Raw genomic sequence first — 20,567 nt, 5'->3', positions numbered from 1 at the left:
AGACGGCCGCAAGTTACCCGGTGCCACGGAGCGCACCGCGGTGGCCAATCTCGAGTACGCCGCGGAACTGGGCATGGACGGTGTCTTCTTCCGGACCGTGCTCGACATCACGCCCACACTGGATCGTCACGTGCTCGCCGAACTCCGGCAGCGCGCCGACGAATTGGGTCTCTATCTCGAGATGGGCCTGGCCAAGGTCAATCCGTTCGCGAACGCGGAAGCCCCCGAGGTCCGTGAGCTCGGGGGCGGCGACTATCGCCTCGGCATGATCCGAATGATGGAGGCGTGCGCGGCGATCGGTTGCGACGAACTCTGGGTGGGCACGGCGAACTACAAGCCGCGGCTGCCCGGTTACTACGTCTTCGACCGGTTCCGCACCGACGTGACCTGGCCCGAGCAGCTCACCGCGACCCAGCGGTTCCTGGAGTCGCTCGCCCCGGTCGTGCGGGATCTCGACTGTCACCTGAATGTGGAAACCCACGAGGAGATCACCTCGTTCGAGGTCGTGCGGCTGGTGGAGGCCGTCGGGCCCGACGTTCTCGGCATCACCTACGACCCCGCCAATGTCGTCGCGCGCGCCGAGGATCCGCTCGCCGCCGCCCGGCGGGTGGCGCCGTACGTGCGGATGAGCCATATTCGCGATGTCGCGTTGTTCACCACCGACTACGGAATCGGGCGCATGCTCGCACCGTGTGGTGAGGGCGTCATGGACTGGCCCGCGATCCTGGACGTGCTGTTCACACACCGGCCGGGACTGCGGCTGTCCATCGAGAACTCACGGGACCGCACGGTTATGCCGATGCATGTCTACGATCCCGGGTGGCTGGCCGCCCACCCCGATCTGACGACCGTGGAACTCGCCGAGACCTTCCGCGCGACCCGGGAATACGAGCAACGGGCCGAACAGGGCGAGCGGCCGGCGCTATCGCTGCTGACCGGGACTCCGTGCGATACCGACGAACAATTGCGCTTCATCACGCAGACGGCGGCGTACCTGCGCGGTCTCGCCGACCTCGGCCGCGTTCCGGGGAGCGCGGGGTGAGGACGCGGATCTCGGCGCGGTTCGTCATCGGCTACGACGGCACCGATCACGTGGTCTACGAAGACGGCGAGGTGGTGTACGAGGACAGCCGTATCGTCCATGTCGGGCACGGTTACGACGGACCTCTCGACGCGGACCACGCGGCGGGTGACGCCGTAGTCGGCCCGGGATTCGTCGACCTCAACGCGCTCGGCGATATCGACCACGCCGTCTTCGACACCTATCAGGACCCCGAACTCGGCAAGGGCCTGACCTGGTCGACCGACTACCTGAGCCGGCGCGCGGACGTTTTCACCGCCGAACAGGCGGCGTTCACACGGCGCTACGCGTTCGGGCAGTTGCTGCGCAACGGCATCACGACCGCGTTGCCCATCGCCTCCGAGGTGTACAAGGGCTGGGCGGAGTCCTACGACGAGATGGCGAATGCGGCCGCGAGCGCCGCGGCCCTGGGGTTGCGGGTCTATCTCGGCCCGAGTTTCCGTTCGGCGGTCCCGGTCGTCGACTCCGCCGGCACCCCGGGGCATTACCGCGACAACGCGCTCGGTGCGGCCGGACTGGCCGAGGCGATCCGCTTCGTCCGCGACTTCGACGGCTCCTACGACGGTCTCGTGCGAGGCATGCTGGCGCCGTCACGGGTCGAGACGATGGACACCGATGTGCTGCGGCGCGCCCGCGCGGCGAGCGACGAACTGGCCTGCCCGATCCGGCTGCACGCCGGGCAGACGCTCGCGGAGGTGGCGGTCCTGGCGCGCGAGCACGGGTTGCGGCCGATCGAATATCTCGGTTCGATCGGATTCCTCGGGCCGCGCACGATGATTCCGCATTCCTGGGCGGTCGACGGACACAGTCAATTGCCGCCCGCCGGTCCCGGTAGTGCCGATCTCGACGCACTCCGGGACAGCGGTACCACCGTCGTCTTCTGTCCGATGGCCGTGGCGCGCTACGCCGTCGTCCTGGAATCGTTCGACAGATATATCGCGCACGGGATCACCATGGGGATGGGTACCGACACCGCGCCGCCGGACATGATCCGAGCCATGGATACCGGACTGGTCCTGACCAAGGCGGTCGAGCGGGTGAAGTCCGCGGGTTCGGTGCGCGACCTCTACCGGGCGGCCACCCTCGGCGGTGCCGACGCGCTCGGGCGCCCGGATCTCGGACGCCTGATGCCCGGCGCGCAGGCCGACATCACGGTCGTCGATCTGACCTCCGCCCACGTCGGTCCGGTCGACGACCCGATCCGCACGCTCGTGCTCAACTGCAACGGTCGCGATGTGCGGACCGTCGTCGTCGCGGGCCGGACCGTCGTGGAGGAATACACGCTGCCCGGGGTCGACGCCGACAGCGATCGCGCCCGGGCACAGGAGTACCTGGCGCAGTACCGGGCCGGATATACCGACCGCGACTACCTGGCCAGACCCGAACGAGAACTCTTTCCCCCGACATTCCGAACCGTAGGCGCACCACGATGAGCAGTTCCGGAACCCGATCCGAGCCGTTGCCGGCCGATCTGATCCTCGAGCACGGCACCGTCGTCACGATGGATCGCGATCGGCGGATCATCGCCGACGGCGCCGTCGTGGTCGCCGGTCGCCGCATCGTCGCGGTCGGTACCACCGCCGACCTCCACCGGCGGTACACGGCCCGGGAGCGTATCGATTGCGCCGGGCAGATCGTGCTGCCCGGTCTGGTGGACGCGCACGGTCACGGTGGGCACGCGATCCTCAAGACGATCGGGGTGGACACGCTGTCGTTCTGGATGCGTATCGCCACCCGCACGTACTTCGAGCACGTCTCGGCGGACTTCTGGCACGCAGACGGCCGCATCGCCGCCCTCGAACGCTTGAAGTTCGGTGTCACCACCGGAGTCAGCGTCCTGGGATCGCAGCCGCGATCGGATATCCCCGAGTTCGGTGACGCCCACGCGCGCGCGTACCGGGAGGTGGGGCTGCGCGAGATCATCGGTGTCGGCCCGTGCGGATTGCCGTGGCCGCGCGAGGTCGGCCATTGGGTCGGCGACGAATATCACCGTGCGACTATCGGTCTCGACGAGATGTTCGACGGTGCGGAGCAGACGGTCCGGCAGTGGCACGGTGGTGCCGACGGCCGGATCCGGGTGTATGTCACCCCGTACACGATGGTGCCGTCGCTGAATCCGGGTGGACCGGTGGCACCGGACCTGGCCACCGAACTGACCGCCGCGGATCGGAGCCAGACCGAGCGCGTGCGGGACCTCGCCGCGCGATATTCGACCCGCATCCACACCGACGCGTTCGGCGGCATGATCGCCCTCGCGCACGCCCGGGATCCGAATGCGCTGCTCGGGCCGGATGTGCACTTCCAGCACGGTTTCGGCCTGTCGCCGGCCGAGGTCGCGATTCTCGCCGATACCGGAACCTCGGTGACCCACGGCCCAGGCGTAGTCGTCGGCGCACTGCGCGGCCGCTGCCCGGTGCCCGAACTGCTCGACGCGGGCGTGACAATGGCGGTGACCACCGACGGTTGTGCGCCGATGTCGTCGTTCGACCTGTTCACCGCCATGCGTCAGGCACAGACCATGGCACAACTCCAGCTGCGCGATGTCACGCTCCTGCCCCCGGGCAAACTGCTGGAGCTGGTGACGATCGACGCTGCCCGCGCGATCGGCTGGGACGACGAGATCGGCTCCCTGGAAGCAGGCAAAGCCGCCGATATCGTCGTGGTCGACGCCCGCCGGGCGCATCTGCAACCCCTGCACATGGCGGTGCAGGCGCTCGTGTACAAGGCGAGTGGACAGGATGTCGGTACCGTCGTGGTCGACGGCCGGGTGCTGATGCGCGATCGCGTGGTCCGCCACGTCGACGAGGCGGAGATCATCGACTACGCGCAGGAGCAGTCGCGCCGGGTGGTCGAGCGGGCCCGGCTGGACCGTTACGTCACCGAACCCGTCTGGGGGACATCGCGTCAGACGTTCGACCGGCCAATTCCGTTCGAGGACGGGATCGTATGAGCGGCAACGATATCGACGCGCTACTCGCCCGGATCGACGATGGGCTCGCGCGGTCCGATCAGCTCCTCGCCGACCGGTATCCCGGTGAGCCGAGCGCGCGACAGCCCGTCCACACGGTGTACATCCCGGGCGATCGCTACGACGAGCACACCGTGCGCGAATGGGGAGCGCGCGCTGTCGAACTGCTCGACGAACACGGTGACACCGACGCGCTCGGTATCCCGGATCCGGCGAGCGAGCAGCCGGCCGGGATCCTCGATCGCGTCCGCGCCAAACTCGGGACCGAGCCGATCGAGGATCTCCGGATCGACTTCGAGGACGGGTACGGCGACCGTCCCGACGACCTCGAGGATCGCGAGGTGCTCGCCGCGGCGCGCGCTCTCGCGGCCTCGGTGCACGCGGGCACGGCACCGCCGAATCACGGGCTGCGGTTCAAGAGTCTGGCAGCGGATACCCGACGGCGCGGTTTACGCACCCTCGGGTTGTTCGTCGGTGAACTGGCGGAGCTGGGCGCGTTGACGGACGGCTTCGTCATGACGCTACCCAAGGTGACAGCGGTGGAGCAGGTCGAGGCGCTGGTCGAGGTCTGCGCGTGGTACGAGCGCGAACTCGGTATCACCTCCGGCACACTGAGATTCGAGATCCAGGTGGAGACTCCGCAGTCGATCATCGCCCCGGACGGCACGTTCGCGGTCGCGCGGATGATCCACGCATCGGGCGGTCGGTGCCTCGGGCTGCACTACGGAACGTACGACTACTCGGCCGCGTGCGGTATCCCGGCGGCGTATCAACGGCCGGATCATCCGGCGGCCGATCACGCGAAGATGGTCATGCAGATCGCGGCCGCCGGGACCAGTGTCCGCGTGGTCGACGGTTCGTCGAACGTACTGCCGGTGGGGGACCGGGATGCTGTCCGGCGTGCGTGGCAACTGCACGGCGGACTGGTGCACCGCGCTCTCGGCCGCGGGCTCTACCAGGGTTGGGACCTGCATCCGGGACAGCTCGTCAGCCGGTACGCGGCCACCTACGCATTCTTCCGCTCCGGACTGGATGCGTCGGCCGCCCGGCTGCGCGCGTTCGTCCGCGGTGGCGAATCCGGCTTCCTCGATGAGCCGGCGACGGCGGCCGCGCTGGCCGGATTCATCGTCCGCGGTCTCGAATGCGGGGCTGTGGACGTCGCGGAGGCGGAGAACCTGACCGCGGCGGATCGCCGGCAGCTACTCGTGCTGGCCCGGCGCGGCGGCGCCGCACCGGCTGTGCCCCGAGGGAAGTGATCGACGTGCGCATTCTCGTCGCCAATGTCAACACCACCGAGTCGATGACGCGGGCGATCGTCGGTTCGGGCCGCTCGGTGGCCGCCGCGGGCACCGAGATCATCGGCCTGACACCACGGTTCGGCGCCGAATCGGTGGAGGGAAACTTCGAGAGCTATCTCGCGGCGGTCGCCGTCATGAACGCGGTCGTCGATTTTCCGGAGCCGTTCGACGCGGTGATCCAGGCCGGATTCGGTGAGCACGGCCGGGAGGGGCTGCAAGAACTGCTCGACGTACCGGTCGTCGACATCACGGAGGCCGCCGCGCAGACGGCGATGCTGGTCGGCCGGTCGTATTCGGTGGTGACCACGCTCGATCGCGCGGTGCCGCTGATCGAGGACCGTCTCCGGCTGGCCGGTCTCCGATCACGCTGTGCGTCGGTGCGGTCGAGCGGACTCGGCGTGCTCGAGCTCGAGCACGACCGGGACCGGGCCGTCGCCACGATCGCCGGCGAAGCGCGCCGCGCGGTACTCGAGGATCGTGCCGAGGTCATCTGTCTCGGCTGTGGCGGTATGGCCGGTCTGGACGACGCGGTCCGCGCGGCCACCGGTGTACCGGTGGTCGACGGCATCACCGCGGCCGTGACCCTGGCGGAGAGCCTGGTCCGGCTCGGACTGACCACCAGCAAGAGCCGGACCTACGCGACACCGCGTCCCAAGCACATCACCGGCTGGCCGCTCGGCTCCTGAAGCCGCGATCGCGCCGCCCGGGAAACTTCCGTATCTGCAAAGTGAGTGGATTGTGAACCAGGAACCGCTCGACCTCGTCGTGCGAGCACACCGAGTCGCCACCGCCGCCGGTGAATCGGCCGCCGGTATCGGCGTCCGGGACGGTTCGATCGTCTGTGTCGAACCGTACGACGCTGCGCTCGACGCGGTGGAGGTCATCGAACTGTCCGCCGACGAGGTGCTGCTGCCCGGGCTGGTCGATTCGCATGTCCACATCAACGATCCCGGTCGCAGCGAATGGGAGGGTTTCGCGAGCGCCACCCGTGCCGCCGCCGCCGGCGGTGTGACGACGGTGCTGGATATGCCCCTCAACAGTATTCCGCCCACGGTCGATGTGGACGCACTCGAGGTCAAACAGGCCGCCGCCGCGACGCGGTGCCACGTCGACGTCGGATTCTGGGGAGGTGCCGTCCCCGGGAACATATCCGCGCTGCGGCCCCTGCACACGGCCGGCGTTTTCGGATTCAAATGCTTCCTGGTGCATTCCGGCGTCGACGAGTTTCCGCCACTCGACGCGTCGGAGTTCGACGCCGCGCTGGCGGAACTGCGTACCTTCGACGCGTTGATGATCGTGCACGCGGAAGACGCGCAGGTGATCGCCGCGGCACCGGAACCCGGGGGACGCACCTACCGGCGATTCCTGGACTCGCGGCCGCCGGCGGCCGAGGAGCGGGCGATCGCGCAGGTGATCGCGCTCGCGAAGAAGACCGGGTGCCGAGTCCACATCCTGCACCTGTCGAATGCGTCCGCACTCGGGATGATCGCCGCCGCGCGCCGGGACGGGGTGCGGATCACGGTCGAGACGTGCCCGCACTACCTCGTCTTCAGCGCCGAGGAGATCGTCGACGGGGCCACCCAGTTCAAATGCTGCCCGCCGATTCGCGACGAACGGAACCGGGAGCTGTTGTGGCAGGGGCTCGAGGCGGGGGCGATCGATGCGATCGTCTCGGACCACTCCCCGTCGACCGCTGATCTCAAGGCTCTCGACACCGGTGACTTCGGACGCGCATGGGGTGGAATCTCCTCGCTGCAACTGGGACTGCCGGTGATCTGGACCGAGGCACGCCGCCGCGGCTTCGCCCTCCCGGATGTCGTCCGCTGGATGTCGCGGGGGCCCGCCCGAGTGGCGGGGCTCGAACGCAAGGGCGATATCGCGGTCGGCTTCGATGCCGATTTCTGCGTATTCGCACCGGACGAAGAGTTCATCGTCCGGGCCCGGGAGTTGCACCACAAGAACGCCGTCACGCCGTACCACGCCGAACGCCTGAGCGGCGTGGTCCGCCGCACAGTGCTGCGTGGCGCCGTCATCGATGACACAGCAGGGCCGGTCCGCGGCCGGCTGCTGCGGAGAGGAGCATCGTGACCGACGATTTCCGGTCGCTTCCCGACCTCGCTTCCCGCTCACTCGCGGGCAGTGTGGTCTTCGCCAACGACGAACTGTTCGCCGAGCGGGAGAACCTGATCAAGCCCGGCGCGGCGCAGTTCGCCGTCGACGACTTCGGTCACAAGGGCAAGGTGTACGACGGATGGGAGACGCGGCGACGTCGCGAACCCGGTTCCGACTGTGCCATCGTCCGCCTCGGCGTGCCGGGTGTGGTGCGCGGCGTCGTCATCGACACCGCGTGGTTCAAAGGAAACTACCCGCCGCATGCCTCGGTGGAGGCGGCGAGCCTCGAGGGCTATCCGTCCACCTGTGAACTGGATTCGGCCGAGTGGACGACGATCGTGCCGAAGTCGGCGCTGGCCGGAGACCGGGAGAATCCGTTCCGGGTGGCCGGTGAGCGACGCTTCACGCATATCCGCCTGTCGATATACCCCGACGGTGGCGTCGCTCGATTCCGCGTGCACGGCGAACCGATGCCCGACCCCCGGCTGTTGACGGGGACCGTGGATCTGGCCGCGCTCGAGAACGGTGCGGATGTCGTCGGGTGCTCCGATATGTTCTACTCGTCGCCACTGAATCTGCTGCGGCCCGATCGTGCCCGGCGGATGGGCGACGGCTGGGAGAACGCCCGCCGGCGGGACGGTGGAAACGACTTCGTCACGGTACGTCTCGCCGCGGTGGGCCGGATCCGGCGGGTCGAGATGGACACCTCCTACTTCGTCGGGAACGCCCCGGGCTGGGCGTCGTTGCGTGGCTGGGACGAATCGCGCGGGGGACAGGCGGACGAGTCGGCATGGATCGAGTTGGTCGCTCGGACACGTCTGCAGCCCGATACCCGCCATCATTTCCGGGTCGCGTCGGATACCGCCGCGGTGAGCCACATCAGGCTCGACGTGTTTCCGGACGGTGGTCTGGCCCGGTTACGGGTGCACGGCGAACTGACCGAGCCGGCGTTCGAACTGGCCATTGCGGAATGGCTGAACGCCATGCCCGCGGACCATGCGGTCGCCGCCCTGGTGGCGTCGGGAACGGTGTCCGGCGAGGACGCGCACGCGGTGCTCGCCGGGGGCCCGGTCGATGCCTCCGCGCAGGTGGTGCGGCGGCTTTCGGCCGCGTATACGGGTACTTCCTGATCCGGCGTGCGCCGAATCGGACGGGTGAGGTCCGTGAGCGAGACGATCGTGTCGCTCACGGACCTCATTGCGCTTCCCGGGCCACGCTCCATCGCCGCGGCCGGCCCAAGGTATGCGATTTCTGATATACGAATTCCGCGATTGGGCATTTGTGCGGCATTTCACAAGCCAGCATACTTTCGAGAAGTGTTACGCCCCGACGGAGCGGCGCCCCCTCTACACCGGAGTCCGGCATCGATGAAGATCGCCGGCCTTCCGGCCACACCGATAGGTCGCACAATGAACGAATATTCCGCTGCGAAGCAGGCGGCACCCATCGACAAATCTGCCCGCCGGGTCGCGCTCGCGACATTCTCGGGTACCGTGCTCGAGGGTTACGACTTCTTCATTTACGGAACGACCGCAGCGCTCATTTTCAATGCGCAGTTCTTTCCGTCGCTGAATCCGACCGTCGGCACCCTCGCGGCGTTCAGTACGTTCGCCGTGGGCTTCGCCGCCCGTCCGCTCGGTGGTCTGGCGTTCGGCCATTTCGGTGACCGCATCGGGCGTAAATCGACGCTCGTCGTCTCCTTGCTGATGATGGGAATCGCCACCACCCTGATCGGCCTCATTCCGAACTACGGCAGTATCGGAATCTGGGCGCCTGTCCTGCTCGTCGTATTGCGCTTCGTCCAGGGTGTGGCGCTGGGCGGCGAATCGACGGGCGCGACATTGATGTCCATGGAACACGCCCCGGAGGGACGCAGGAACCTGTTCGCGGGATTCCCCCAGATGGGCACTCCCGCCGGTCTCGTACTCGCCAATCTCACCATTCTCGCCACCAGTACTTTGATGCCCGACGAGGCCTACGCCTCCTGGGGTTGGCGAATTCCTTTCGTCCTGAGCATCGTTCTCGTCGCGGTGGGGCTGGCCGTCCGGCTCCGCGTCGCCGAATCGCCCTCGTTCGTGCACGCGGTCGATCAGGGCGAGGTCGTCCGCTTTCCGCTCGCGGAATGCTTCAAGGTCGGTGCGCCGCGTCTGCTCGTCACGCTGCTGGCCGCCATTGCCAGTGGTGCCATCGGGTACGTCTTCATGGTGTTCAGCCTGTCGTACGGTACGCAGCACCTCGGCTACGACCGTCAATTCCTGGTGCTGTGTGTGACACTGGCCGCCGCGACGTGGTGTGCCCTGATCCCGTTCTGGACGACGGTTGCCGACCGGTACGGCCGTCGCTCGATGTTCGTCGCGGGTTCCGTCTCGCTCGTGGTCGCCGGTATCGCGTTCCTGCCGTTGATCAACACCGGGGACAAGGCGATCGCGGTCGTGGCCTTCGTCATGATGGGGCTGGTCATGCCGATCACGCACAGCGTCCAGGGCGCGATCATCGCGGATGCCTTCCCGCCGAATGTCCGCTACTCCGGTTCTTCGCTGATCCTGCAGACCGGTTCCATTCTGGGCGGGGGTCTGGCCCCGATGATCGCGCTCGCACTGCTCAACGCGACCGGTTCGTCGGTCGGTGTCATCGCCTATGTGGCCGGGATCGGCACCATGAGCCTGGTCGCCGCGCTCGTGATGTTCCGGCTGGTTCCCACGTCCGACATCAGTACGGCCGACCTGTCACCGGCCGGATCCGAGAACGCGAAGGCAGTCGTGTAGCGCCGGATCGACCCGACGCCGGGCCGTCGACCGAATCCGGTCGACGGCCCGGCGTCGTGCTTCGGATGAACCGGCCTGCGAGCTATATTGATTCAGGTATACCATGGCGCGAAATTCGCATTTGTTAAGCATGCATCCTGTTGGTCACAGTTGTTCCATGACCTCACCCTCCGACGGCTGGATCTGCAACTTTGTCGACGGCAGCTTCGTCGAACCCGATCCGGAGCGCTGCTTCGACCAGATCGATCCGGCCACCGGTCGCGTACTGGCGCGGGTGCACGAGGCCGGACAGCGCCTCGTCGACCGCGCCGTGACCTCGGCCCGGCGTGCCCTCGACAGCGGTTGGGCCGCCACCCCGGTACGAGAGCGGGCCGCGTTGCTGCGCCGCGCCGCCGACCGGATCGAGGAGCGTTTCGACGAGTTCGTCGTTGCCGAGCTGGCGGATACGGGTAAGCCGGTCACTCAGGCGCGGGAGCTCGATGTCGCCCGTGCGCTCACCAACTTCCGGACCTTCGCCGATATCGTCGCGGCGGCCGGTCAGGAATCGTTCGTGACCGATCTGCCCGGCGGCCGGCAGGCACTGAACTACGCGGTCCGCAAACCCCTCGGCGTGGTGGCCGTGGTGGTTCCGTGGAATCTGCCGTTGCTGCTGCTCACCTGGAAGGTGGCGCCCGCGCTCGCGTGTGGCAACGCGGTGGTCGTCAAACCCAGCGAGGAGACCCCGGCAACCGCGACACTCCTCGCCGAGGTGCTCGCGGAGGTCGGTCTGCCCCGCGGCGTGTACAACGTCGTGCACGGCTTCGGGGCCGGCTCCGCCGGGGCATACCTCACGGCGCACCCGGGCATCGACGGCGTTACGTTCACCGGCTCGTCCGAAACGGGCGCCCAGGTCATGAAAGCCGTTGCGCCGCGCGTGCGTCCGGTCTCGTTCGAGCTGGGTGGAAAGAACGCCGCGATCGTCTTCGACGATATCGACCTCGACGAGGTGCTCACCGGACTGACGAAGTCGGTGTTCACCAACACCGGTCAGGTATGCCTGTGCACCGAACGGGTGTACGTGCACCGCTCGATCTTCGGTGATATCGCGTCCGGCTTGGCCGAGCGGGCGCGGGCATTGCGGCTCGGCGATCCGAACAACGAGACCACCACCACCGGACCGTTGATCTCGCAATCGCACCGCGACAAGGTCATGCGCTACTTCCGGCGGGCGGAAGAGTCGGGTGCGAAGGTGCTCACCGGCGGCGGAATCCCGGATCTGGGTGCGCGGTTCGCGGCCGGCTCGTGGGTGGAACCGACGTTGTGGACCGGGCTGACCAACGCGGACCCGGTGCTCCGGGAGGAGATCTTCGGACCGGTCGCCGCGCTGGTGCCCTTCGATACCGAGGCGGAGGCGATCGCGCTGGCCAACGACACCGAGTACGGGCTCGCCGCATCGGTGTGGACCAACGATCTGCGGCGCGGCCACCGCGTCGCACAGGCGATGAACGTCGGGATCTCGTGGGTGAATACGTGGTTCACCCGGGAGTTGCGGTCACCGTTCGGCGGTGTCGGACTGTCCGGGATCGGCCGGGAGGGCGGCGAATCCTCACTGCACTTCTACACCGAGCCGACGAATGTGTGCGTGGCGTTGTGACCCCTCCCAGCGAACCGGAAGAGAACATGATGACACCGAAGTCACTGCGGAGCGACGAGATCGACGCGCTCGCACGGCGCCTGGACGACGCGCAGACCGGAGCACGCGATATCGCCGGCCTCGCCGCCGACGTCGACTTGAACGTCGATGACGCGTACCGCATCCAGGATGCGCTCGTCGGCTTCCGGCTCGGGCGTGGGGAATCCCTCGCCGGAGTGAAACTCGGCTTCACGAGCAAGGCGAAGATGGCTCAGATGGGAGTTTCGGAGGTGATCGTCGGCCGGCTCACCGATCGGATGTGCGTGGCCGACGGCGCGGAACTGGACCTGCGGCGGTTCATCCACCCCCGGATCGAACCCGAGATCGCCTACCGGCTCGGCCGGGATGTCGACCTCGACGATCCCACCGTCGATATCGAATCCTGTGTCGACGCCGTCGCTCCCGCGATGGAGATCATCGACTCCCGCTACCGGGATTTCCGCTTCACCTACGCCGACGTCATCGCCGACAACACGTCCGCCGCCGCGTACGTGGTCGGGTCGTGGCGGCCGATGCGGCGCGCCGGCGACCTCGCGGTGCGGCTCACGGCCGGTGACCGGTCCGTCGCGGGTTCGACGGCGGCAATTCTCGACGATCCCGTCAACGCGCTGCACGCATTGCTCGCTATGAGCCGGCGGCGGCGGGTTCCGCTGCGCGCGGGCCATATCGTCCTCGCGGGCGCGGCAACCGCCGCGATCCCACTCACCTCCGGTATCGCGCAGTGCGATATCGACGACCTGGGCACGGTGCGGATCGAGGTGATCGTATGAACGAGAACGCCGTCGAGGTGGACGACACCGCCAGGGTGATCGAACATCTCGCCACCCCCCGCGGACGGTTTCCACACGTGAAGGTCGCGGGCGACTTCGTCTACGTTTCGGGCACCAGCTCACGCCGGCCCGACAACACCTTCGCCGGCGCCGAGATCGATGAGATGGGGACCACGACTCTCGACATCCGGGTCCAGACCCGTGCGGTCATCGAGAACATCCGGGCGATCCTCGCCGAAGTCGGTGCCGAGCTGGGCGACCTCGTCCAGATCACCTCGTACCTGGTGTCGATGAACGACTTCGGCGGATACAACGAAATCTATGCCGAGATGTTCGACGAGACCGGACCCACCCGCACCACCGTCGCGGTGCATCAGCTTCCGCACCCGCACCTGCTCATCGAGATCCAGGGCGTCGCATACCTGCCCGCCCATCGCCGCACGACCCCCGCCGATACGAAGGGCCACCACTCATGACCACCATTCCGCCCGTTATCGACTTCCGGAAATGGATCGCCGACAACCGGCACCTGCTCGCGCCCCCGGTGAACAACCGGACGATGGCGGTCGGTGCCGACTTCATCGTTCAGGTTGTCGGTGGTCCCAATCAGCGCACCGATTACCACCTCGACCCGTACGAGGAGTGGTTCTACCAGATCGCGGGCGATATCCACGTCGACATCATGACCGAGACGGGACCGCAGCGGGTCGATATCCGGGAGGGTGAGACCTGGCTGCTGCCCGGCAACATTCCGCACTCGCCGCAGCGCCCCGACGCGGATTCGATCGGATTGGTCATCGAACGGGTGCGCCGCGAGGGCACGCTCGAGAAGTTCCAGTGGTACTGCCTCGAATGCCACAACCTGCTGCACGAGGTGGAACTCCAGGTGCGCGATATCGTGACCGATCTGCCGCCGGTGTTCGTGCTGTTCTACGAGGACGAGGCAGCCCGGACATGTGTCCGCTGTGGTGCGCTGCACCCCGGAAAGGGCTGACGTGGGCGGCATCATCGATATCCACACCCACTACGTTCCCCGGGGATGGCCCGATCTCACCGCCGACGCCGGGCCCACGGCGCCGTGGCTGAAACTGGAGAGCGAGTCGGAGGCCGTCATCATGATGGGCTCCACCGAATTCCGGCGCGTCCAGGCCGACGCGTGGGACGCGCGGACCCGGCTACGGGATATGGACAGCGACGGCGTGCGGGCACAGGTCGTCTCACCCACCCCGGCCTTCTTCAACTACGGGCGTACCGGAAAGGAAGCCACCCGCATCGCGCGAATCTTCAACGACCTCGCGCTGTCGATCGTCGCGCCCGCCCAGGACCGGCTGATTCCGTTCTGCCAGGTTCCGCTGCAGGACGCGGACGCCGCGTGCCGCGAGGTCGAGCGGTGTGTGGCCAACGGTCATCGCGGGGTCGAGATCGGCAACCATGTGGGTGATCTCGACCTCGACAGTGCGGGCGTGGTGACCTTCCTGCAGCACTGCGCGTCGCTCGATATCCCGGTGTTCGTCCATCCGTGGGATATGGACTCCTCGCCCCGTCTGAATCGGTGGATGGCACAGTGGCTCACCGCGATGCCGGCCGAGACCCATCTGTCGATCCTCGCCATGATCCTCGGCGGAGTCTTCGACCGCATCGATGAGCGGTTGAAGATCGGATTCGCGCACGGCGGTGGCTCTTTCGCCTTCTGGCTCGGCCGCATGGAGAACGCGTGGCACCGGCGCAAGGACATCATCGGGACTTCCGAGATGCCGCCGTCGCACTACCTCGGCCGTTTCTATGTCGACTCGGTGGTATTCGACGACCGTGCGCTGCGCCTGCTCGTCGACACCGTCGGTGTCGAGCGGGTGATGGTGGGCAGTGACTATCCGTATCCGCTGGGCGAACGACCCGTGGGCGAAGTCGTGCGCAAGAGCGAGTTCCTGGACGAGGCCTCGCGAAACCTGATCCAATGCGGGAACGCCGAAAGGTTCCTCGGAGTATCCGGTGGTTGGAGCGGGACCGGCCGGCAGCCGGTGGACCGTCACGAGTGAAGGGCAGTCGGCGGGCCCACTTCCACTGGTTCCAGCTGTGGAGCTGCGTAACCGACGCGATCGCCACCACCTCTATCGGCCGAATGCCAGGCGTTTCGACAGGTCGGTCGAGGGCTTCGTCAACGCCGAGGCGGCCGGCGTTCCGGGCCCCGCGCCGCCCCGACCCGAGCCGGACAGTTCCGCTCACCGGTCGCCGTAGTCCTCGACTGTGGCGTGTCGGTATGTATTGCCACGTCACCCCGTTACCGTGCGGGGGCGACCACAAGGACCGCCCGGCGGCCGGCGGGTGAGAGTTTCCTCGGCGGCCGGGCACTGCGTAGCCCGATCGGAGGACTGGACTTGAGCGCATTTTCTCGCCGTGACCTGTTCAGGACGTCGGCCGCCACCGGTGTCGGGGCCGTCGTTGTCTCCGGCCTGGCGGCCGCGGATACGCCGAACAGCGCGGATCAGAGCGTTGCGGAAGTTGTGGTCGCGGGCGACCCGAGTAGAAACCCGGGATGTCCGCCCGCGACCCTGACCGGGCATATCGTCCGCCCCGGTGACGCGTCGTACACGGATGCGCGACTCGGCTGGGATCAGCTCTTTTCCCACTATCCGCTGGTCATCGTGTTCGCGCAGGAAACCCAGGACGTGGTGAACGCTCTCATCTGGGCGCGGCAGCACAATGTCGCGGTGCGGGTGCGCAGCGGCCGCCACGCCCTCGAAGGCTGGTCGAATGTCGACAACGGCATCGTGATCGATGTCAGCCGATTGAAGTCGGTCCAGTTCGACCCCGGCGCTGGTATCGCGACGGTCGGCGCCGGGCTGACCCAGTTGGAGGCGGTCACGGCGCTCGCGAAGCAGAACCTCGCGGTCACGACCGGAAGCGAGGGCAGTGTCAGTGTGTGTGGTGCGACGCTCGGCGGTGGCCTCGGGCCGCTCAACCGCTGGCTCGGCATGGCCTGCGACAGCCTGATCGCCGCCGAGGTCGTCGTCGCGTCGGGTCACGACTGCGCCGAGGTGATCAACGCGGATCTGGAGCACCATTCGGACCTGCTCTGGGCGTTACGCGGGGCGGGAAACGGTAACTTCGGGATCGTCACCCGACTCACCTACGAGGCGCATCCGCTCGCACACCTCGCCTGTGTGCAGGCGACCTGGGATGGACTCGGGGATTTGTCCGGGGTCTTCGAGGCGTGGCAGCGTACGGTGCCGGACGCCGACGGCCGGCTGGGATCCGAGCTCGAGATCCACAAGTCGCAGATTCTGCTGTCCGCGTGGCTGGTGGAGGGGACGGCGGAACAGGCCACCGAGATGCTGGCTCCCATCCTGTCGGCGGGCACGCCCGATGTCACGGCGCAGGTCGGTAACTGGGGCGATATCTTCGCGGGAGCCCAGGTCCCGCTCGCGCAGGAGCCCGCGAATTGGAAGTTCTTCTCACAGTTCGTCGAAGAGCGGTTCCCGAAGGAAGCGATCGATATCGTCGGCGACTTCATGCGAAACGCTCCGACAGAGGAGAGCAACTACTTCGTCGACGCCTTCGGTGGGGCGATCCGGCGGGAGCCCCGCGGCGGCGCGGCGTTCGCGCATCGCGACGCGCTCTTCTACGGCGAGATCGGCGCGGGCTGGGGGACTCGTTCGACCCGGCCGGGCGTCGACGACCCGCTGACCGCGCAGGCCCAGGCCTGGACCGCCGAGTTCGGTCAGGCACTGCGGCCCTATGTGAACGGCGCCTACGTGAATGTGCCGAACATCGGAATGCAGGGGTGGGAGACCGCCTACTGGGGGAGGCGGCACTTCGAGCGGCTGCGGAGGATCAAGGCGAAGTACGATCCCCACAACGTCTTCCAGTACGAGCAGAGCATCCCGCCCGCGTCCCGGTGATCGACAGTTCGCCGGGACCTCTCCGATCCAGGGGCCGTGCGCGACCGATACGAGACCGCGGCGGCCGAAGTCGGCCTGCTCTTCGACCCCGGAGGGATTAGGGTGGCGGCCGTGACGGTTGCGGACAGTTTCCTGTTGCTGGCCTACAGCAATGAGACGGGTAGGGCTCGGGTCGGCGGAACTCGGCTGGTCACGGCATTGGCCGGCGCGGCCATCGTGGAACTCGCGCTCGACGGCGCCCTACGGATGACCGAAGCCGACGAACCGGGCACGAAGAAGGGTCGACTGAAGTCGACCGGTGCTACGCCCCGGGATCCGCGGTTCGCCGAACTCGTGGCGATGGCCGACGGCCGCAGGCCCAAAGACGCGATCGGTAAGGTGAGCGGACTCGGTTCCTGGCGTAATCGTGCTCGCGACCTGAGGGAAGCTCTGCTCGGTGATCTCGCCGACGCGGGTGAGGTCACCGGAACCCGGAGCAAGGTGCTGGGATTGTTCCCCACCACCGCGTGGCGGCCGCGGGCCGACGGTGAAAAGGCCCGGGTGGAGCAGCGTGTCCGCGCCGCTGTCGTCGAAGAAGCCGAACCCGACGATCGCACCGCGGCATTGATCTCGATCCTGCACGCCGTCGACCTGCTCCCCGAACTGTTTCCCGACGCCGATAAGCGTGCTGTCAGAAGGCGTGGGAAGACGATCAGCGACAGCGAGTGGGGCGGTGCGGCGGTCCGGAAAGCGGTGCAGGAAGTTCAGGCCGTCACCGTAGGCATCATCGTGGCCACCACCACGGTGAGCAGTGCCGGTGGTGGCGGCGGCTGATTCCGCGCTCGTTCCCGCTTTCCTGGACGCACCGAAATTTCGATACCAAAGCGTATTCAGTGCTTGCGAGAACTCGATGCCGATCAGTATCGTTGGGGTGTGCCCGCAACCTCGAAAGCCCGCGGGGCCGAGCGTTCGTCGCGCCGTGGCACACGAGAATCCACGCGTTCGGGTCCGCCGACGCCGCCCGGACGGGCGGCGCGCCGCGGGCCCGACAGACCTCCCTCAGCCGAAGGTGCCCTATGCCCCTTATCGATCGACCGCCGACCGCGCAGCACATCCGCGGGCCCAGTCGCCGGCGGATCCTGTCGTCGATGGCCGCCGCCCCGCTGATCGGGCCGGCTCTCGGTGCGCTCCGGGCCGCCCCCGCGGCGGCCACGGAAGCGGATCGCCCGAACATCCTGGTCATCATGACCGACCAGGAACGTGCCGATATCGCCGTACCCGAGGGGTTCTCGCTGCCGGTGCGGTCCAGGATCGAATCGAGTGGGGTGCGGTTCGCGATGCATCACACGCCGACCGCGCCGTGCACCCCGGCCCGCTCGACATTCTTCACCGGACTGCAGGCGCCGGTCAGCCGGATGACCGACAACGTCAGCGGTAACGATCTCATGGGCCGCCTGCTGGCAAGCCTGAACACCTCGAGCCCGAACCTCGACACCGCGATCCCCACCCTGGGCACCGTGCTGCGGCAATCCGGCTACCGCACCGCCTATATCGGCAAATGGCATCTGTCCGACCCCGTGCCCCCGGCATCGGATGCCCTGTCCGGCTACGGGTTCGACGAAGCCTACGACATCCTCTCCGGCGGTGGCCCCGACGAAGGGGCGCAGGAGGATCCCGGCGTGGTCGCCTTCGCGACCGACTGGCTGGTGCGCAACGCGACGAGCGCACAACCGTGGCTGTGCGTGGTGAGCATGATCAACCCGCACGACATGATGTACTGCCCGCGCTTCTACCGCCTCGACGACGTGCCCGACCACGGCGCCGATATTCCGCCGAACTTCGAATCGGACCTGTCCACCAAACCGCATGTACAGACCGTATGGCGCGCCATGAACGAAATCGTGGGCGGACACATGCCGGGCGAGGTCACCTCACCACACGGGCAGCGACAATGGCGGCAGTGGGGCAATTGGTACCTCGAACTGCTCCGCCGCACTGACGAATTGACCGGCCGGGTCCTCGACGCCCTCGCCAGCGGTGGTGCCGCGCACAACACCGTCGTCGTGAAGGTCGCCGATCACGGCGAACTCGGTGGCGCGCACGGGCTGCGGCAGAAGGGCGCGATGATCTACCGCGAGAACAACCGCGTACCACTCGTCATCGCCGATCCGCGCAATCCCGGCAGCCACGGCGGCACGGTCGACGCCTTGACCAGCCACGTCGATATCGCCCCCACCCTCGCCGCCCTCGCGGGCGCACACCTGCCCGGCCCGCTGCCGGGACGCGACCTGAGCGCACTGCTCACCGATACCGGCGGCACTGTCCGCGAGGCCCTGCTCCTCACCGCCGACGCCGCGTCCAGTGGCGGCCGGGCCCCCGGGGTCCGGTACTGCCTCCGCGGTGCCGTCACGCCCCGCTACAGCTTCGCCCGCTACAGCACCCCCGACGCCATCGGCGGACCACGCACCGAATTCGAATACGAACTCTACGACCGCGACAACGATCCGCTCGAACTACACAACCTCGCCCACAACGGCGGCGCGGCCGCACTGGTCGGTGAACTCGACGGCCTCGTCGATTCCCTGATAGCCGCCGAACTCGGAGGTCGCTCGTGACACCGTATTCCGTCTCGAAGGCGGCCGCGCTGCTCGTCGCGGCCGCGACCGGATTCCTGGCTACCATCGGCCCCGGGGTGGCGCACGCGGACCCTGGTGACGCGGCGGTCGCTACCGCCGAACAGGGCTACATCTTCGGATACGCACCGGTTGTGATGGCCCGCACCCGGGCCGAACTGCTGTGCGGGCGGGCGCCGAACACGCTGCAGAACGTGCCGATCCCGATCAATCCGCTGATCCGCGCCGTCGTCGCCCCCAACACCGACACCTTGTACACCAACGCCTTCCTCGATCTACGGGACGGGCCGGTGACGGTGTCCTACCCCGACACCGGCGGCCGATACGCCGATCTCCAGTTCCTCGATATGTACACCGAGGTGATCGGCAATATCGGCACCCGCACGACCGGAACCGCCGGAGCGAGGGCGACCATCGTCCCGCCCGGATACACCGGACCGATACCCGCGGGAAGTCACCGGCTGCAGGCCGGCACCTGGGATGTGTGGATGCTCGGGCGCACCGGCATCGCCGGTGCCGCGCAACCGGATGCCGCCTCCGTACAACGCGGATACACGATGTCGGTGCTGTCCGCCGATATCGGCGCCCCACCACCCCGGCTGCGTCAACAGCCGTGCACGGGCGCCGATCCGCAGGACCCTGCCGCCGCCGGCGCCGCCTTCTTCGACGAACTCGCCGATGTGCTCGCCGCCGACCCCGCGGTCACCGACCCGGGCATGCTCGAATCGCTGGCGGGCCTGGGGGTCACACCGGGCACTGTCCCGAGTGCCGGCCCGCACCGGGCGGCACTGGAAGCCGGGGTTCGGGCCGGGCAGGCAACCATCGACGGCTCCTACCGGACCGCCTTCGACAGCGCCGGCAACTGGCGGACACCGACCGCGGCAGGCCGTTACGGCACCGACTATCTGCAGCGCGCGGCCACCGCCGACCATGCTCTCGCTGCCAACGAACAGGCCGAATCCCGGTACTTCATGACCGATATCGACAGCAGTGGGGCACCTCTGGACGGACGCGCCACGTATCGGCTGCACCTGCCGGCGGGTGATCCGCTGGTCCCGGTCGAACGATCCCAGGGGGGCTGGTGGTCGATCTCGATGTACGACACCGACAATTTCCTCGTCGCCAACCTCCTCGGCCGCTACGCCCTGGGCGGCGACGAACCCGCACTGCATCGCAACGCCGACGGGTCCGCCGATATCACCGTCTCGGCGATCCCACCCGACCTCACCGACCCCGCGGCCATGGCCATGTCCAACTGGCTGCCTGCCCCCACCGGGCCCTTCAATCTCATGTTCCGCCAATATATTCCGACGGATCCCGACTGGCAGCCGCCGGCCGTGGATCGTATCCGCGCAGCGCGGTAGCCCGGTCCGGGAGCCCCGTGACGCCC

Annotated in this window: 17 protein-coding genes; all 17 read left to right on the top strand. The window is 67.7% G+C overall.

Annotated elements, in window-relative coordinates:
• The first annotated feature begins 40 nt into the window (after positions 1–40).
• On the top strand, positions 41–1,042 hold the full coding sequence (locus ACWEWT_RS11180; RefSeq protein ID WP_452558189.1) for a sugar phosphate isomerase/epimerase family protein: 1,002 nt from the start codon (positions 41–43) through the stop codon (positions 1,040–1,042).
• Entirely contained in the window at positions 1,039–2,514 is a 1,476-nt protein-coding gene (locus ACWEWT_RS11175; protein WP_452558188.1) for a chlorohydrolase family protein, read from the top strand. Before ACWEWT_RS11180 ends, ACWEWT_RS11175 begins: the two co-directional genes overlap by 4 nt.
• Positions 2,511–4,031, top strand: coding sequence for an amidohydrolase family protein (locus ACWEWT_RS11170; protein ID WP_452558187.1), 1,521 nt, complete (start codon positions 2,511–2,513; stop codon positions 4,029–4,031). Before ACWEWT_RS11175 ends, ACWEWT_RS11170 begins: the two co-directional genes overlap by 4 nt.
• Complete coding sequence (locus tag ACWEWT_RS11165; RefSeq protein ID WP_452558186.1) at positions 4,028–5,305, top strand: DUF6986 family protein; 1,278 nt, start codon at positions 4,028–4,030, stop codon at positions 5,303–5,305. Before ACWEWT_RS11170 ends, ACWEWT_RS11165 begins: the two co-directional genes overlap by 4 nt.
• A gap of 5 nt (positions 5,306–5,310) precedes the next feature.
• Positions 5,311–6,033, top strand: coding sequence for an aspartate/glutamate racemase family protein (locus tag ACWEWT_RS11160; RefSeq protein ID WP_452558185.1), 723 nt, complete (start codon positions 5,311–5,313; stop codon positions 6,031–6,033).
• A 49-nt stretch (positions 6,034–6,082) separates the two neighbouring features.
• Positions 6,083–7,435, top strand: coding sequence for an allantoinase AllB (gene allB, locus ACWEWT_RS11155; protein ID WP_452558373.1), 1,353 nt, complete (start codon positions 6,083–6,085; stop codon positions 7,433–7,435).
• Positions 7,429–8,589 (top strand): allantoicase, encoded by a 1,161-nt coding sequence (gene alc, locus ACWEWT_RS11150; protein WP_452558372.1) that lies wholly within the window; start codon positions 7,429–7,431, stop codon positions 8,587–8,589. The genes allB and alc overlap by 7 nt, the downstream gene beginning before the upstream one ends.
• A 279-nt stretch (positions 8,590–8,868) precedes the next feature.
• Positions 8,869–10,224 (top strand): MFS transporter, encoded by a 1,356-nt coding sequence (locus tag ACWEWT_RS11145; protein ID WP_452558184.1) that lies wholly within the window; start codon positions 8,869–8,871, stop codon positions 10,222–10,224.
• A gap of 157 nt (positions 10,225–10,381) precedes the next feature.
• Positions 10,382–11,857, top strand: a complete 1,476-nt coding sequence (locus ACWEWT_RS11140; protein WP_452558183.1) for a 2-hydroxymuconic semialdehyde dehydrogenase — start codon at positions 10,382–10,384, stop codon at positions 11,855–11,857.
• Between the two features lie 29 nt (positions 11,858–11,886).
• Positions 11,887–12,666 (top strand): 2-keto-4-pentenoate hydratase, encoded by a 780-nt coding sequence (locus ACWEWT_RS11135; protein WP_452558371.1) that lies wholly within the window; start codon positions 11,887–11,889, stop codon positions 12,664–12,666.
• On the top strand, positions 12,663–13,142 hold the full coding sequence (locus tag ACWEWT_RS11130; protein WP_452558182.1) for a RidA family protein: 480 nt from the start codon (positions 12,663–12,665) through the stop codon (positions 13,140–13,142). The genes ACWEWT_RS11135 and ACWEWT_RS11130 overlap by 4 nt, the downstream gene beginning before the upstream one ends.
• Positions 13,139–13,660: a 3-hydroxyanthranilate 3,4-dioxygenase gene (locus ACWEWT_RS11125; RefSeq protein WP_452558181.1), complete on the top strand. Its 522-nt coding sequence runs from the start codon at positions 13,139–13,141 to the stop codon at positions 13,658–13,660. The genes ACWEWT_RS11130 and ACWEWT_RS11125 overlap by 4 nt, the downstream gene beginning before the upstream one ends.
• 1 nt (position 13,661) lies before the next feature.
• Positions 13,662–14,702, top strand: coding sequence for an amidohydrolase family protein (locus tag ACWEWT_RS11120; protein WP_452558180.1), 1,041 nt, complete (start codon positions 13,662–13,664; stop codon positions 14,700–14,702).
• Positions 14,703–15,041: 339 nt separating this feature from the next.
• Positions 15,042–16,565: an FAD-binding oxidoreductase gene (locus tag ACWEWT_RS11115; RefSeq protein ID WP_452558179.1), complete on the top strand. Its 1,524-nt coding sequence runs from the start codon at positions 15,042–15,044 to the stop codon at positions 16,563–16,565.
• Between the two features lie 111 nt (positions 16,566–16,676).
• Positions 16,677–17,378, top strand: coding sequence for a GOLPH3/VPS74 family protein (locus ACWEWT_RS11110; protein ID WP_452558178.1), 702 nt, complete (start codon positions 16,677–16,679; stop codon positions 17,376–17,378).
• 242 nt (positions 17,379–17,620) lie between these two features.
• Positions 17,621–19,159, top strand: a complete 1,539-nt coding sequence (locus ACWEWT_RS11105; protein WP_452558177.1) for a sulfatase-like hydrolase/transferase — start codon at positions 17,621–17,623, stop codon at positions 19,157–19,159.
• Positions 19,156–20,541 carry a DUF1254 domain-containing protein gene (locus tag ACWEWT_RS11100; protein WP_452558176.1) on the top strand — a complete coding sequence of 462 codons (1,386 nt, stop codon included), beginning with the start codon at positions 19,156–19,158 and terminating at the stop codon, positions 20,539–20,541. The genes ACWEWT_RS11105 and ACWEWT_RS11100 overlap by 4 nt, the downstream gene beginning before the upstream one ends.
• Positions 20,542–20,567: the final 26 nt, after the last annotated feature.

The organism is Nocardia sp. NPDC003963 (assembly GCF_053605105.1).
This window is presented reverse-complemented; position numbering and strand designations above follow the sequence as displayed.